Genomic DNA, 14,954 nt, shown 5'->3' on the forward strand with positions numbered 1-14,954 from the left:
CCTTTATCATTATTTTTTAAAAAAAATTAATGATACTAAAATTTATAATTTAGATGAAGAGACATTATTTATGGAATTTGAAGATAAAGTTTTAAATGGATAAAAATTTTTATATTACAACACCTATTTATTATCCATCAGCTAAACCTCATATGGGGCACGCATACTCAAGTATAGCTGCTGATTTTTTTGCAAGATTTAAAATTATTGATGATTATAAAGTTCATTTTTTAACTGGAACAGATGAGCATGGATTAAAAATTCAAAGATCTGCTGAAAGAGCAGGGGAGACTCCTCAAAAATTTTGCGATCAAATAAGCAAAACTTTTCGAGATCTTTCGGATACTCTGAATTTATGTAACACTGATTTTATTAGAACAACCGAAGAGAGGCATAAAAAAACAGTGCAATATCTTTGGTCTAAACTTGAAAAGAATGATGATATTTATTTATCAAATTATTCTGGTTGGTATTCAGTGTCGGATGAAGCTTTCTATAGCGAAGATGAGATAGAAGAAATAGATGGTAAAAAAATAGCTATATCATCTAAATCTCCTGTTGAATGGATTGAAGAAGAGTCTTATTTTTTTAGACTTTCAAAATGGGAAAAGCCTCTTTTAAAATATTATGAAGATAATCCTGATTTTATTTATCCAGAGTCTAGACGAAATGAAGTAATTAGTTTTGTAAAAAGTGGTCTAAAAGATTTATCTGTAAGTAGGAAAAGTTTTTCATGGGGTATACCAGTTCCAGGTAATAAAAATCATGTAATTTATGTTTGGTTAGATGCACTTACAAATTATTTAAGCGCACTAAATTACCCAAATAAAGATGATGAATTATTCAAAAAATTTTGGCCAGCATCAATACATTTAATAGGCAAAGATATACTTAGATTTCATGCTGTTTATTGGCCAGCTTTTTTATTAGCTGCCAAGATTGAAGTACCAAAAAGAGTTTATGGTCATGGTTGGATTTTATCTGGAGAAGAAAAAATGTCCAAATCTAAAGGGAATATTTTGGATCCATTAGAAATAATTGATGAGTATGGGTTAGATGCATTAAGGTATTATCTAATTAAAGAAGTTTCATTTGGTAATGATGGCAATATTTCTCAAGATAGATTAGAAGATTGTATAAACAGTGATTTAGCAAATAATTACGGTAATTTATGTCAAAGAGTTACAGCTTTTGCGATCAAAAATTGTGATGGAAAAATTCCTTCCGAAATTAAATTTCTAGATGGAGATTTGTTAATTTTAGACAAGTATAAAAAAAATTTAGATAATATTAGATCTAAAATTAATCATCAAAATATCAACTTTTATATAGACTATATTGTTAATTCACTATTTGAAGCCAACAAATATTTTAATGATCAAGAACCGTGGAAAAAGAAAGATGATCAAATTAGATTAAACACAATTGTCTACACTACATTAGAAATAGTTAGAAAAATTAGTTTTTTATTATATCCAATTATTCCAGAGTCTTCACTAAAAGCACTAAAAATTTTTGATATCAATGAATCTCAAATTAAATTAAATTCCCTTTCAGATAATGAGTATTTAACTAAAGGAAATAATATTAATAAAATTGATATACTATTTAAAAAAATAGAAAAAATTAATGATTGATTCTCATTGTCACTTAGATCACGAACCTTTATTGAGTGATTTAACAAATGTTTTACAAAGAGCAAAAGATGTTGGTATTGAAAAACTGTTAACAATATCAACTTCTCTTGAAAGTTTCTCTAGAGTTAAGGAACTAGTTAATAGAGATGAGGTGATTTATGGTACAATTGGAATTCATCCACATGAAAGTTCTACAAACACAATTACTGCCAATGAAATTATTGATAACTTAAAAAATAACAAAAAAATTATAGGCATTGGTGAAACTGGATTAGATTTTTATTATAATAATAGTGAAAAAGATAAACAAATTGCCAGTTTTAAAGAACATATTAAAGCATCAATAAAAACTAATGTTCCTCTAATTGTTCATTCAAGAAATGCTGAAGATGAAACATTTGAAATTCTAAATCAATACAAAGATGAGAATATTAAAATTTTAATGCATTGTTTTACTGGTTCAAAAGAATTTTCAGAAAAATTATTATCTTTAAATTCATACTTTTCTGCTAGTGGAATCATTACTTTTAAAAATTCAGTTGATTTACAACAAACATTTAAATCAATACCATTTGAAAATATTTTAATTGAAACCGATAGTCCTTTTTTGGCGCCAGTTCCAAATAGAGGAAAAAAAAATGAACCATCTTTTATAGATTTTACAGCTGCAAAACTTGCTGAAATAAAAAATTTTTCTAAAAAAGAATTAATAGAGCTAACTACTAACAATTTTAATAAACTTTTTTTTGATTAAAAAATATGAAATTTATTATTTTAGGCTGTGGTAGTTCAATGGGCGTACCAAGACCAGATGGTTTTTTTGGAAATTGTGACCCAAATAATAAAAAAAATTATAGAACTCGATGCTCAGCTTTACTGAAAACTACTGATGAAAATGTACTAATAGATACTTCTCCTGATTTGAGGCAGCAACTTTTAAGACATAAAATTAAAAAAATAAACAAAGTACTTTTTTCACATATGCATGGAGATCAAACTCATGGGATTAATGATTTAAGATCTTTTTATATAAACAGCAGAAAACAAATAAATGTTTATGCAGATAATGATACATCAAAATATCTTAAAAATTCATTTTCATACATTTTCAAAAGTTACTCAAAAGAATATCCAGCAACATTAAATTTAAATAAGTTACCAAAAAATATTTACACAATTAATAAAAATAAAAAAATTAGCATTCAATCAATTATAGTTGAGCATGGCAGAGTAAATTCAAATTGTTTTATTGTTGATAAAAAATTAGCTTATATCAGTGATGTAAGTAAAATTTTTGAAAAGGATTTTAAATATTTTAAAAACTTGAAATATTTAATAATTGATTGTTTATGGTACAATTTTCATCCATCACATTTCAACTTAGAAAATTCACTCAATATAATTAAAATGTTTAAGCCCAAAAAAGCTTTTCTTACAAATTTATCACCAGTTTTAGATTATAAAGTTCTTAAAAAGTTATTACCTAAAAATGTTATACCTGCTCATGATGGTTTAACTTTAGAGCTATAATATATTTTCAATTGATTTAATTAACTTTTTAGACATTGGTTTAGTAAAAGAAGCAAATGTGTCTTCAACCTTTCCTTCTTTGTTAATTAAAATTTTATGAAAATTCCATTTTGGAATTGCAGATTTACCATGATTATCTTTTGCCCACTTGAAAAGTTCATGAGCATTTTCTCCTTTAACTTCTGTGATAGTTGTAAGTGGAAAATTGATATTAAAATTTACTTCACAAAACTCTTTTACATCTGCGTCATTTTTTTTTTCTTGATTAAATGAATTTGATGGAACACCAATTACCACCAAACCTTTTTGTTTATATAAATCCCATAGTTCCTGCAATTCATCATATTGCTTGGTAAAACCACAAAAACTAGCCGTATTAACTACAAGGACAACTTTATCTTTGTAGTCATTTAGATTTATTGTTTCACCAGTTATGCTTTCAATTGTGAAATCATAAAACTTTTTTTCATAGTTTGCTATTGCAGAGGATTTAAAAAAAAACATAAATATTGAAAATAGAAATATTACTTTTCTCATTTCTTAGGTCTATTTGGAGTAAGTAATATTAAAAAATAACCAAATAAAGTGGATAGTAATGAACCTGTCAAAACACCTATTTTTACACCATCCATATATTGCATGTTTTCAACGAAAGCTAAATTTCCTACAAACAAACTCATTGTAAAACCAATACCTGTAAGAACTCCTACGCCATAAAAATTATACCAACTTGTATCGTTTGGCATTTGAGCTACTTTTAATTTTATTGATATATAAGAAAATATAAATACACCAAGTTGTTTACCCAGGAATAGGCCAAGTACAATACCTAGTGGAACTTTATCTAATAATGAAGCAAAAGATAAACCCTCAAGTGAAACACCTGCATTTGCAAATGCAAACAAAGGCATTATTCCAAAAGCAACATAAGGACTTATTGCATGTTCTATTTTTATTAATAAAGAAAAATCTTTGTCTTTTTTTCTATGTGGGATTGTCATAGCCAATAAAACACCAGCAATTGTAGCGTGGATGCCTGAGTTGTGGGTGAAATCCCATAGGAAAAGTCCAACGACTAAATAAGGTAAGAATTTTTTAATATTAAATTTATTTATTAACAACAAAACGATGAAAGCTAAAAGCATTAAAGTTAAATACTTAACGCTCAAATCCCCTGAGTAGAATAGGGCAATAATTACTATTGCTCCTAAATCATCAATTATAGCTAAAGCTGTTAAAAATACTTTTAAAGATAAAGGAACTCTTTTTCCAAGTAATGATAAAACTCCTAAAGAAAAAGCTATATCTGTTGCTGATGGAATTGCCCATCCATTTAAAGTTTCACTATCACCTAAATTAATAAAAACGTAAAATAATGCAGGCACTAACATTCCTCCAACAGCAGCTATGATTGGTAGTAAAGCCTGTTTAATATTTGAAAGTTCACCTTGTAAAAATTCTCTTTTTATTTCTAATGTGACAAAGAAAAAGAATATAGCCATCAAGGCATCATTTATCCAATGCAGTACTGATAATTTTAATCCAAAATTATTGATACCTATAAATAAATATTTATTTAATGTCGCAAAATATAAATCTGCAAGTCCTGAGTTACTTACAATTAATGCAATTACTGCGGCAAATAAAAGAACGAGTCCACTTGCAGCTTCTAATTTAAAAAACCATCTAAAAGGTTTAGATATATAATTAATCATAAAATTTTAAATTAGGTCTATAATAAATAGTTTTATATCTTGCAATGTTTCAAAAAGGTTGAATAATATTACTTCTAGTCCTGGATATACATTAATTAATGGTGTTTTAAGTGTATCAACCAAGATCAATAAAGCAACAAAAGATACAATAAAAACTATCAAATAAGAAAATAATTTAGATTTTTTTCCTACAGACTTTTCAACTGTTTTTAATTTCTCTTTTTCCATTTCAGCTTCAATTATTTTTACTTGTTGAAATGTTTTGCTAATTTCTAAATTTTTTTCTATTACCTCATTTTGTTCAGTTATATTTGTAGAAATATTATTATTTAATGTTAATGGAGCTTCACTTTCATTTTGTGGTTTGTAAAACCAAACTCTTTCACAAGATCCACATTGTAACTCACGTCCTTCATTGGGAATTAACGAACTATCAATTTTGAATTGTTTCTTTTCGCAAGGACAAGTAATTATCATGCCTGGTTATATAACAGATTTTACTCAAAAATCTTTTAATTTAGGCTTCTTTATACATTGAAATTATTAATAACTACTGTATTAGTACTTCGTTCGGAGTGTAGCGCAGCCTGGTAGCGCATCTGGTTTGGGACCAGAGGGTCGCAGGTTCGAATCCTGCCACTCCGACCATCAATATGAAAAAAGCAATTATTTACATTCCTAACAAAAATCCAATGCAATCAGGTTTAGCGAAAAGTGAAAAATGGATATTAGAATTTAAAACTAAAGATCCATCAAAGAACCCATTAATGGGATGGGAAGGCTCGTCTGATACTTATTCAGAATTAAAATTAGAGTTTTCATCAAAAGAACTAGCAATCGATTATGCAAAAAAAAAGAAAATAGAATTTGAATTAATTGAACCTAGAAAAAGAAAAACGGTAAAAAAATCTTACGCTGATAATTTCTTAAAATAAAAAATGTTTAGGTTTTTTACTCAAAGACATTGGTTGCTATGGTCATGGATTGGTTCTGTAATAATTTTATCATCACTTTGGATACAAGTAAAAATTGATGTAAAAATTAATGAATGGTTTGGTCAATTCTACGATATGATTCAAAAAGCTTTAGGCGCACCAAACTCTATTACTATAGAAGAGTATTGGGCAAGCTTATTATCTTTCATAACTTTAGCTGCTATGTATGTAGGTGTGGCAGTTATTGTTAGTTTTTTTACTTCACACTATTTGTTCAGATGGAGAACTGCTATGGTTGAATGGTATCACAGCGTATATGATAAAGCTCGCAAAATAGAGGGAGCCGCACAAAGGGTTCAGGAAGATACCATTAAATTCTCAAGAATAATGGAGTCTCTTGGAACAAGTTTAATTGAAGCTTTAATGATACTTATTGAATTTATGCCAATTTTATTTGGCTTAAGTGTTGGAATTCCAATTTTTTTCTTTGGTGATTGGGATTATGGATTGATAGTAGGTGCTTTAATCTGGTCAATAGGGGGTACTATATTTTTAATTATTCTTGGTTTAATTTTAAGGTTAGTAGGTGTTGAGTACGATCTACAAAAAAAAGAAGCAGCTTACAGGAAAATACTCGTAATTGCTGAGGATGATGGAACTATTCGTCCAAAAACTATAGAAGAATTATTTGACGGAGTTAGAAGTGTACATTTTTTAAGTTATATTAGATATTTGTATTTCAATATAGGAAGAATAGCTTATTTACAGGCTAACGTTTTATCTGCATATGTTTTTTTAGCACCTGCCATAGTTGCTGGCGCAGTAACTCTTGGAGTTATGCAACAAATAATAAGAGCCTTTGGTAGAGTAGAGGGTTCTATGCAATACATATTAAAAGCATGGCCAACTATAATTGAACTTGCTAGTGTTTATAAACGATTAAGAGAATTTGAGACTAAAATTAGGCAAGAAGAATTAATAGATAAAAAAGCTTAATGACTATAGATAAAAATTTTATAGATAAATTTGTTCACATAACCTCTAAAGCAGCATTAGCATCGTCGTATTTGGTCGGAAAAAAAGATAAAATTGCAGCTGATAAAGCAGCTGTAGACTCCATGAGATCTGAACTAAACAATCTAGAAATGAAAGGTCAGATAGTAATAGGAGAAGGTGAATTGGATGAAGCTCCGATGCTATATATTGGAGAAAAACTTGGTACAAATAATGGACCTGAATTTGATATAGCTGTAGATCCATTGGAGGGCACAAATTTTGCAGCAAATAATTTACCTGGGGCATTATCTGTAATAGCTGTTGCAGAAAAAAATAGTTTATTTAATGCACCAGAAACTTATATGGAAAAAATATCTACTAAAATAACAGAGAAAAAAGTTATTGATTTAGATTATTCAATTAAACAAAATATTTCCAACTTAAGTGATTATCTAAACAAAAATCCAGAGGAATTAACTGCATGTATTTTGGATAGACCCAGACATAAAGAAATTATAGATCAGTTAAACAAATTAAAAGTTAATCTAAAATTAATTACAGATGGTGATGTGTCAGGAGCATTGTTAGTAACTGATGAAAAATATAATGTTGATATTTTTTTAGGTATTGGAGGTGGGCCAGAGGGTGTGCTTGCTGCATCAGCTTTGGATGCATTTAATTGTAATTTTCAAGGTAGGTTTATTTTCAAAACAGAAAACGATAAAGCAAGGGCTAAAAAAATGGGAATTAATGATTTAACAAAAAAATATGAATTAAATGAAATTGTTACAGGTGATTCTATTTTTTGTGCGACGGGAATTACTTCTGGTGATTTGGTTGCGGGTATTGAAATTCAAGGTAATAATTTCGTATCAGAGACATTAGTGACACATAAATCCTCAGGCTTAAGAAAAGTAATAAAATTAAAACAAAATATTTAATGATAAGCTTGATTAATGAATGATTTTGCAATAAAAAACAGCAATTCGGTCCCTTCGTCTATCGGTTAGGACACGTGGTTTTCATCCTCGAAAGAGGGGTTCGATTCCCCTAGGGACCGCCATTAATGAAGTATTTTGTATATTTATTAATCACCAAAACTAATAAAAAAACTATTTCTTACGTTGGTTTTACATCAGATTTAAAACATAGAATAAAGCTACATAATAGTGGGAAAGGTGCTAAATTTACTAGAGGTAGAAAGTGGATTTTAGCTTATAAAAAGTGTTATAAAACTAAATCTGATGCTCTTAAAAACGAATATTTATTAAAAAAAAACTATAAAAAACGATCAGAAATTAAAAATAAATATTTATTAAATAAATGAAAATATCGATTTTATTACCTTACAAAGAAAATTATTCAAAAAAATATGCAGGAGCAGTATCAATATTTATTAATGAAATAAATAAAGAAAGTAAACTAAAACACACTACAAAAATATTTGGTAATACAGAATTTAAAAATTATTTATCAAAAAATTATGTAAATATTCCTTTTAAAAAAAAATATTTTCAAAGCTCATCAAAAATATATGTAAATAACTTTATAAAATTAGAAAAAAAAAGAAAATCTGATATTATTGAAATACACAACAGACCTCTCTATTTAAAATATTTTCTATATTTCAAAAATAAAATTGTTTTTTATTTTCATAACGATCCACTTACTATGGCGGGATCAATTTCAGTTAATGATAGAATCTTTATTTTAAACACTTGTCATAAAATCATTTTCAATAGTGAGTGGACCAAAAAAAGATTTTTTTTAGGAATAGAGAATTTTTATCTTAATTCTGAAAAAATAGATGTAATTTATCAATCAACAAGTAGGAAAAAAATAAATCTAAGTAAAAAAGAAAATATTATTACTTTTGTAGGTAAACTTAATAAATCTAAAGGGTATGACTTATTTGGTAAAGCGGTATTAAAAATTTTAAATGAATTTAGTGATTGGAAGGCAGTAGTTTTTGGTGACGAGCTCAGAGAGCAAATTATTTTTGATCATGATAGATTAATTAATATGGGCTATAAGTCGAATAATTCTGTTCTTAAGGTCTATGAAAAAAGCTCAATAGCAATCGCTTGTTCAAGATGGGAAGAACCTTTTGGAAGATCTAGTTTAGAAGCTAGTAGTAGAGGTTGTGCTGTGATTATTAGTAATAAAGGGGGATTGCCCGAAACTATTACAGATGGCATTATTTTAAACAAATTGACAGTCAATAGTATTTATAAAAATATTAAAAATTTAATTATTAATAAAAAAAAACGTATAAATATTCAAAAGAATTCTTATGAAAACTTTTATCTAGATAATAAATTTATTTCAGAAAAAATAGATAATTATCGAAATAGTTTCTTTTATAATACTAATAAAAATAATAAAAAATTAAGAATTCTACATGTTACTAATTTTAATGTTAGGCATAATGGAAGATTATTTTATAATACTGGTAGAAGATTAAATAATGGACTGTTAAAACTTGGTCATACAGTCCAAACTTTGAGTGATAGAGACACAATTAGTCAAGAACGTAAAATTACTGACGTATATGGCTCGAAGTCCTTAAATTTAAAATTTCTAGAAATTGTCGGAAATTTTAAACCCAATCTAATAATTTTAGGTCATGCAGATGCAATATCTAATCATACAATTCAAAAAATTAGAAACTTTTATCCAAGTATTAGATTTAGCCAATGGTTTTTAGATAAAATGGATAACAAAACATGGTCTACTAACAGGGATAGATTTCTTAAAAAAATTCAATATTTAGACTGCAGTTTTTGTACAACACATCCCTCTTCTTTAAAAAATTTAAAAAATAAAAATATTTTCTTTATTCCGAATCCTGTTGATGAAACATTTGAAAATTTAGAACTTTATAAAAAAAATTATCATAAATATGATTTATTTTTTGCTTTATCTCATGGGGTTCATCGTGGAACTTTAAAAAAAGGAAAAACTGATAATAGAGAAATTTTCCTAAATAAATTATTAAACTCCAGCAACGAAATTAGATTTAATATTTTTGGAATAAAGGATAACCAACCAATTTGGGCTGAAAACTTTAAGAATGAACTTTCAAAATCTAAAATGGCTCTAAATCTTAGCCAAGGAGAGCCATTAAAATTTTATTCTAGCGATCGTATATCTCAATTAATAGGTAACGGAATACTAACTTTCGTAGATAGAAAAACCAAACTCAATAAAATTTTTAAAAAAGATGAAGTTGTTTTTTATAGTAACATCAAAGATTTATCTAAAAAAATAATCAAATATAAAAATTCAGATATATTAAGAAATAAAATAGCAAAAAAAGGTATGATTAAATATCACAAATATATGAATTCAAAATTAGTAGCTGAATTTATGATAAATAAATCTTTTGATATTAATCATAAAAAAAAATTTTTTTGGGAAAATAAATAATCAAAACTACATTTTCTTTGATATAAAATTTAATGTTCTGTTAATACCTTCAGAAAGGCTAATTTTATTAATAATACCAATTTTTTTTTGTTTTTTTGTGCAACCAGCTCTTGCAAACACTCCCTCAGGTTTATTTGTTGTACCTTTTATATTTGGATCATAGCCCACTATGTTAGCTGCTTTTTTGGCAAAATTTTTAAAATTTAAAAATTTACCATTAGATAAGTTAAGAGCATCAGCATTATTAATCTTATCCATTGTTTTTATTACAGCATTTACACAGTCATCAATATAAATAAAATCTCTCATTTGATAACCACTTCCCCAAACAGTTAAATTTGTTTTATCCTTATTGTATAAAACTCTTTTACATATACTTGGAAAAGGATAGCTTAAATCTTGGTCTTCACCATAACCTGAGAAAGGGCGATAACATACTGATTTTAAACCATGTTTTTCATAAGCAATTTTAGCTAGGTACTCGGATGTTAATTTTGACCATCCGTATGTTAAATCAGGAACTGATAAATCTTTATTAAAGTTAATATCATTCTCTTTTAAAAGTTTATAATTATTTTTAGTTTGAAATTTTATTGGATAACAAGCAGATGAACTAAAACATATATTTTTTTTGGGTCGATTTATTTTTGCCCATTGCCAATAATGACTATCAATAGAGAGATCATCAGCAACAATTAAAGGATTGTCTTCAATTATTTGTCTTCCTCCAACCATTGCAGCTAAATGAAGCGCATAATCTATTTCTTTATCATTATATTTTTTAAACCAAATTCTACAATCCTCCTTATAAAATTTAAAATTTTTAAAATCATAAGGATTGAACAATGGCCACCCTTTTTTTGGATCAATGCCTCCAGTAAGAGGTGCAATATTGTCTACAACAATAACTTTATACCTTTTTTCTAAAAAAAATTTAACAAAACGTCTACCTACAAAACCAGCACCACCTGTTATTAATACTTTTTTCATATATATTATCGATTATAAAAATTAATTTAAAATGAGAAATAATACAAACCTTTTACTAGTTGAATCTGAAATGGTCAAAGCCAAAGGTCATTTTTTAGACTATTTAATTGAAACTTCTAATTATTTTAAAAATGACAAGAAAATTACTTGGTTTTTAAATAATGGTTTTGATTCTCAAAATCTATATTTACCTAAATTTTGTGATATTAGAAAAATTATAAATTCAAATAAATTTAAAAGAAAAAAAAATAAATTTTTATATTTTATTGAGGAGATATTTTTTTTTATATTAAATTTTTACCATATTATTTTTTTTTCTATTTATTTTGCAAATCAAACGAATAAATTAATTTCATTTTACAAATGTGTTTTTGGAAATTATTTAATAGTTCCAAGGTATTTTAAAAGTTTTTATTTAGAATATTTAAAATTAAATTTTAACCAAAATGATAATATTTTTTTTCAAAGTTGTAGGCGTAAAGATGTTGCTTTAGTTTATTTTTTATCATCAATTGAAAAAAATAATTTACCAAAAATTCATTTACGAGTTTTTTTACCTCCTAATAAACGCTTTAAAGATTTTTACTTTTATTTAAGTAAATTAAAAAATTATATGCAAAGTAAAATTTTTTTATATACTGAAGATGGGTATAAAAAAAATTTGATCTCAAAAGAACTGGGAGATCCAAATTTAGTCAATATTACTACTCCAATATTTAACTTTTACACTAGAAGTGAATATCCAAAAAAACATGTTATTGGTTTTATAGGCGAGGCTAGAGCTAACAAGGGATTTAACAAGATTCCTAATCTCATTGAAAAACTTAATAAACAAAGTAAAAAATTTGAATTCCTTATCCAATTTTCAGGTACTGATAATGAAACTAAATCAACATCGAATATTCTATTTGATTTATCCCAAACAAATAACAATATTAAAATTATTAATAAATATTGTGACTACCAAGAATATAGAAGTATTCTAAAAGATATCACTATTATGCCGTTTATGTATGATTCTGAACATATGAATAACACTAATTCTGGAATAATTTATTCTTGTATTTCAAATGAGATAATACCTATAATACCAACCAACTGCGATTATTTAAAAAATATATTAACTGATAATTCATTTTTGGAATCGACAGATTTAGAGTCTTTTGCAAATAATATTATTGAAATATTTGAGAATTATGAAAAGTTTTTAACTAATGCAAAAAAATCGTCTTTAAAATTATCTAATATAATTGATAATGGATCTATTGTTTTTAACATCAATAATTGAATAATTAATAATTTATAATTTATAATTTATAATTTAATTTTATTTAAAGCATTATTTTTAAATATATTTGCTTCTCTAATGTATCTTCTAACCATTTGTGTTGTTTTATGACCCGTCATAGCCATTATGCTACGTTCGTCAGCGCCTGCCTCAGCAGCTACTGTTGCAAAACCTGACCTTAAACTATGTCCGGCAAAATTTTTGTTTTCAATACCTGCTAATTTTAAATACTCTTTCATTAATAAAACTACAGATTGATCAGTTAATCTTTTGTCGGTTAATGATAAACCTTTAGAAAATCTTCGAAAAATAGGCCCAGACTTAATTTTAGAAATTTCTAACCATTTTTTTAGGTTTGTAACAGGACAGTAAATTTCATTATCGAAGTAGGGTAGTCCTTTAGTCATTCCTTCTCCTAATTGGTCAGTTTTTGATCTTTTTATAGTGATTTTTAAACCCTCAGAAACAAATTCTAAATCCTCATGATCAATTGAAATAAGCTCTGTTCTCCTAAATCCTCCTCCAAAGCCAATTAATATTATTGATTTGTCTCTAAGCTTTTTTATTTCCTCAGTTTTTTGTTCATTTATTACATTAATAGTTAATTTCAAATGATTAATTAATAAAGGTTTTTTACCTTTTTGAATACTTCCTTTAACTCTTCTTATTCCCATTAAATTTTCAACAATGATTGGATGTTTTGTGTCAAGATAATGCCCTTTGAGCCGATGAACCATGCTTATTGATACCAATCTTCTTCTTAAAGTGCTTATTTTTAAGTATTTGGATAGATGGGTTAGGTATAAAGATACTATTTTTGGCTCTGTTGGTAATGAATTTAATCCATGCTTAGCACAAAATAATCCGAAGTCTTTAAAGTCAGATTTATAAGCTCTTAAAGTGTTATTTGCCTTAGAACTTTTAAGGTTATTTATAGTTGCCTCATGGAGCGATTTTAGGTCTGTCGTTATTTCATTCATAAAATTACTATTGATAACAAATAATTATCATTAATAATATATTAATAGATTTTAATAGTCAATACTAATAATTAATAAATATTATGATCAAAAAATCACAAGAACATCTTAATTCAGTTAATGAAAGCTATGCAGAACATATGAGCGTAGCGTTCAAAGTAGGCTCAAAAATGATTACTGGTGGATTTATGGTTTTAATTCATGGATTAATACCTGCAATCTTCCAAAGAAATGCGAGTAATGGAATAAAAGAACTGTATAATTTTATAAACCAAAAAAGATAATTATTACAATAATTTAAGACAAATAACTAATGTAAATGATTAGAGAAATTAAAAGAAAAGATAAGGAAAATTGGATAAAATTATATTGCGGTTACGCAAAATTTTACAAAGTTCCTATGAAACAAGAGATTTTAAATACTTTATGGAGTTGGATACACGATGAAAATCATGTTGTGAATGGAATATGTTACGAAATTGAAGATAAAATTGTTGGAATTGCACATTACAGAACAATGCCAAGACCAATTAAAGGTCAATATATTGGATTTTTAGATGATTTATTTGTAGATGAACATTTTAGAGGCCAGAAAATAGCTCAAAAACTTATAAAATACATAGAATCCTTATCTAAAGAGAATAATTGGAATGGAATTCGTTGGATAACCCACTCTTCCAATGAGACAGCGAAAAAATTATATGATAAAATTGCAAAAAATACAGGATTTGAATTATATGAACTTAAAAGGGACTAAATTTCAGATAAAAGTTTGGAATTATTTGAAAAAAATACCTAAAGGAGAAGTAAGAACTTACCTTCAGGTGGCAAAAGCTATTGGTAAGCCTAAAGCTCATAGAGCGGTAGCAAATGCAGTTGGGAAAAACCCATATCCTCCGAAAATACCTTGTCACAGGGTAATTAGGACTGACGGATCTCTTGGAGGATACTCAGGAAAAGGCGGAATTAAGACTAAGCTGCGCTTACTTAGATCTGAAAAAATTGACATTTAAGGTTAAAAAAGTGTTGAAATTAAAGACTTTTAGACGATTTTCATGAATAATCATGTAAATAGCACTATTCACCCTTCAGTTGTACTATATATTCTAATATAACTAAATAAATACCCTCTATGGGCGATTAAAGAGCATATTCTATTACTGCATTGCTCTATTATTCAATGATATCAACCCTTTTTTAATGTCTTAAATTTGCTTTATTTTACAGCTTTTTTAAGCCACCTGCCCTACAATTTTTGATGCAAAGATACAATTTAGAATTTTATTAGTAAAAAAATGTTGCAATTAAACACTTCTAGCAATTTAAATTATTTTTCAACGTTTTAGCTAAAATTAGTATTTTTTTCTAAATCAATGTGATCCAAAAAAGCTATTAATATTTATGATTTTAGTTAAAAAACCAAAATATTATTTTACTTCAACATATATTAATGC

General features: G+C 26.8%; 17 protein-coding genes and 2 tRNA genes. 14 read left to right on the plus strand and 5 right to left on the minus strand.

The window, feature by feature from the left end:
- Positions 1 to 95: 95 nt before the first annotated feature.
- The 3 genes from metG to ACTTA5_RS07150 are packed head-to-tail and all read left to right on the plus strand — an operon-like array spanning position 96 to position 3,167.
- Positions 96 to 1,637, plus strand: a complete 1,542-nt coding sequence (metG, locus tag ACTTA5_RS07140) for a methionine--tRNA ligase (RefSeq protein WP_440649030.1) — start codon at positions 96 to 98, stop codon at positions 1,635 to 1,637.
- Positions 1,630 to 2,391, plus strand: a complete 762-nt coding sequence (locus tag ACTTA5_RS07145; protein WP_440649032.1) for a TatD family hydrolase — start codon at positions 1,630 to 1,632, stop codon at positions 2,389 to 2,391. The genes metG and ACTTA5_RS07145 overlap by 8 nt, the downstream gene beginning before the upstream one ends.
- Positions 2,392 to 2,396: 5 nt before the next feature.
- Positions 2,397 to 3,167, plus strand: coding sequence for an MBL fold metallo-hydrolase (locus tag ACTTA5_RS07150; protein WP_440649034.1), 771 nt, complete (start codon positions 2,397 to 2,399; stop codon positions 3,165 to 3,167).
- On the opposite strand, the gene ACTTA5_RS07155 is transcribed toward ACTTA5_RS07150, so the two are convergent.
- Genes ACTTA5_RS07155 through ACTTA5_RS07165 form a run of 3 tightly spaced genes read right to left on the minus strand, consistent with a single transcriptional unit; the run spans position 3,162 to position 5,359 of the window.
- Complete coding sequence (locus ACTTA5_RS07155) at positions 3,162 to 3,704, minus strand: glutathione peroxidase (protein WP_440649036.1); 543 nt, start codon at positions 3,702 to 3,704, stop codon at positions 3,162 to 3,164. The two genes, ACTTA5_RS07150 and ACTTA5_RS07155, sit on opposite strands and share 6 nt — an antisense overlap.
- Positions 3,701 to 4,882, minus strand: a complete 1,182-nt coding sequence (gene nhaA, locus ACTTA5_RS07160; protein WP_440649038.1) for a Na+/H+ antiporter NhaA — start codon at positions 4,880 to 4,882, stop codon at positions 3,701 to 3,703. Before nhaA ends, ACTTA5_RS07155 begins: the two co-directional genes overlap by 4 nt.
- 6 nt (positions 4,883 to 4,888) lie before the next feature.
- Positions 4,889 to 5,359, minus strand: coding sequence for a zinc-ribbon domain-containing protein (locus ACTTA5_RS07165; RefSeq protein WP_440649040.1), 471 nt, complete (start codon positions 5,357 to 5,359; stop codon positions 4,889 to 4,891).
- A gap of 94 nt (positions 5,360 to 5,453) precedes the next feature.
- On the opposite strand from ACTTA5_RS07165, the gene ACTTA5_RS07170 reads away from it, so the two are divergent.
- The 7 genes from ACTTA5_RS07170 (at position 5,454) to ACTTA5_RS07200 (ending at position 10,242) form a co-directional block, all read left to right on the plus strand.
- A tRNA-Pro gene (locus tag ACTTA5_RS07170) sits at positions 5,454 to 5,530 on the plus strand.
- Positions 5,531 to 5,535: 5 nt separating this feature from the next.
- Entirely contained in the window at positions 5,536 to 5,817 is a 282-nt protein-coding gene (locus ACTTA5_RS07175; protein WP_440649042.1) for an ETC complex I subunit, read from the plus strand.
- A 3-nt stretch (positions 5,818 to 5,820) separates the two neighbouring features.
- Complete coding sequence (locus tag ACTTA5_RS07180; RefSeq protein WP_440649044.1) at positions 5,821 to 6,813, plus strand: putative transporter; 993 nt, start codon at positions 5,821 to 5,823, stop codon at positions 6,811 to 6,813.
- Complete coding sequence (gene glpX / locus ACTTA5_RS07185) at positions 6,813 to 7,754, plus strand: class II fructose-bisphosphatase (protein ID WP_440649046.1); 942 nt, start codon at positions 6,813 to 6,815, stop codon at positions 7,752 to 7,754. The genes ACTTA5_RS07180 and glpX overlap by 1 nt, the downstream gene beginning before the upstream one ends.
- 47 nt (positions 7,755 to 7,801) lie before the next feature.
- Positions 7,802 to 7,876, plus strand: a tRNA-Glu gene (locus ACTTA5_RS07190).
- Positions 7,877 to 7,879: 3 nt separating this feature from the next.
- Positions 7,880 to 8,140, plus strand: coding sequence for a GIY-YIG nuclease family protein (locus ACTTA5_RS07195; RefSeq protein ID WP_440649048.1), 261 nt, complete (start codon positions 7,880 to 7,882; stop codon positions 8,138 to 8,140).
- The gene (locus ACTTA5_RS07200; protein WP_440649050.1) at positions 8,137 to 10,242 is read left to right on the plus strand and encodes a glycosyltransferase; all 2,106 of its coding nucleotides are present in this window, start codon (positions 8,137 to 8,139) and stop codon (positions 10,240 to 10,242) included. The genes ACTTA5_RS07195 and ACTTA5_RS07200 overlap by 4 nt, the downstream gene beginning before the upstream one ends.
- A 6-nt stretch (positions 10,243 to 10,248) precedes the next feature.
- On the opposite strand, the gene ACTTA5_RS07205 is transcribed toward ACTTA5_RS07200, so the two are convergent.
- A complete protein-coding gene (locus tag ACTTA5_RS07205) occupies positions 10,249 to 11,232 on the minus strand; it encodes an NAD-dependent epimerase/dehydratase family protein (RefSeq protein WP_440649052.1) in 984 nt (327 codons plus the stop codon).
- Positions 11,233 to 11,263: 31 nt separating this feature from the next.
- On the opposite strand from ACTTA5_RS07205, the gene ACTTA5_RS07210 reads away from it, so the two are divergent.
- Positions 11,264 to 12,520, plus strand: coding sequence for a hypothetical protein (locus ACTTA5_RS07210; protein ID WP_440649054.1), 1,257 nt, complete (start codon positions 11,264 to 11,266; stop codon positions 12,518 to 12,520).
- 26 nt (positions 12,521 to 12,546) lie between these two features.
- Here the strand turns inward: ACTTA5_RS07210 and ACTTA5_RS07215 are convergent, their stop codons facing one another.
- Entirely contained in the window at positions 12,547 to 13,500 is a 954-nt protein-coding gene (locus tag ACTTA5_RS07215) for a site-specific integrase (RefSeq protein ID WP_440649056.1), read from the minus strand.
- Between the two features lie 83 nt (positions 13,501 to 13,583).
- Here ACTTA5_RS07215 and ACTTA5_RS07220 point away from each other — a divergent pair, with 83 nt between their 5' ends.
- From ACTTA5_RS07220 to ACTTA5_RS07230, 3 genes are read left to right on the plus strand one after another with little or no spacing between them, the layout of a single operon-like run.
- Positions 13,584 to 13,784, plus strand: coding sequence for a DUF6356 family protein (locus tag ACTTA5_RS07220; protein ID WP_440649058.1), 201 nt, complete (start codon positions 13,584 to 13,586; stop codon positions 13,782 to 13,784).
- Between the two features lie 35 nt (positions 13,785 to 13,819).
- Positions 13,820 to 14,257, plus strand: coding sequence for an N-acetyltransferase family protein (locus tag ACTTA5_RS07225; protein ID WP_440649060.1), 438 nt, complete (start codon positions 13,820 to 13,822; stop codon positions 14,255 to 14,257).
- Entirely contained in the window at positions 14,238 to 14,513 is a 276-nt protein-coding gene (locus tag ACTTA5_RS07230; protein ID WP_440649062.1) for a methylated-DNA--[protein]-cysteine S-methyltransferase, read from the plus strand. The genes ACTTA5_RS07225 and ACTTA5_RS07230 overlap by 20 nt, the downstream gene beginning before the upstream one ends.
- Positions 14,514 to 14,954 lie beyond the last annotated feature (441 nt).

This window comes from Candidatus Pelagibacter sp. HIMB1521 (assembly GCF_052047875.1).
Taxonomy (GTDB): Bacteria; Pseudomonadota; Alphaproteobacteria; order Pelagibacterales; family Pelagibacteraceae; genus Pelagibacter.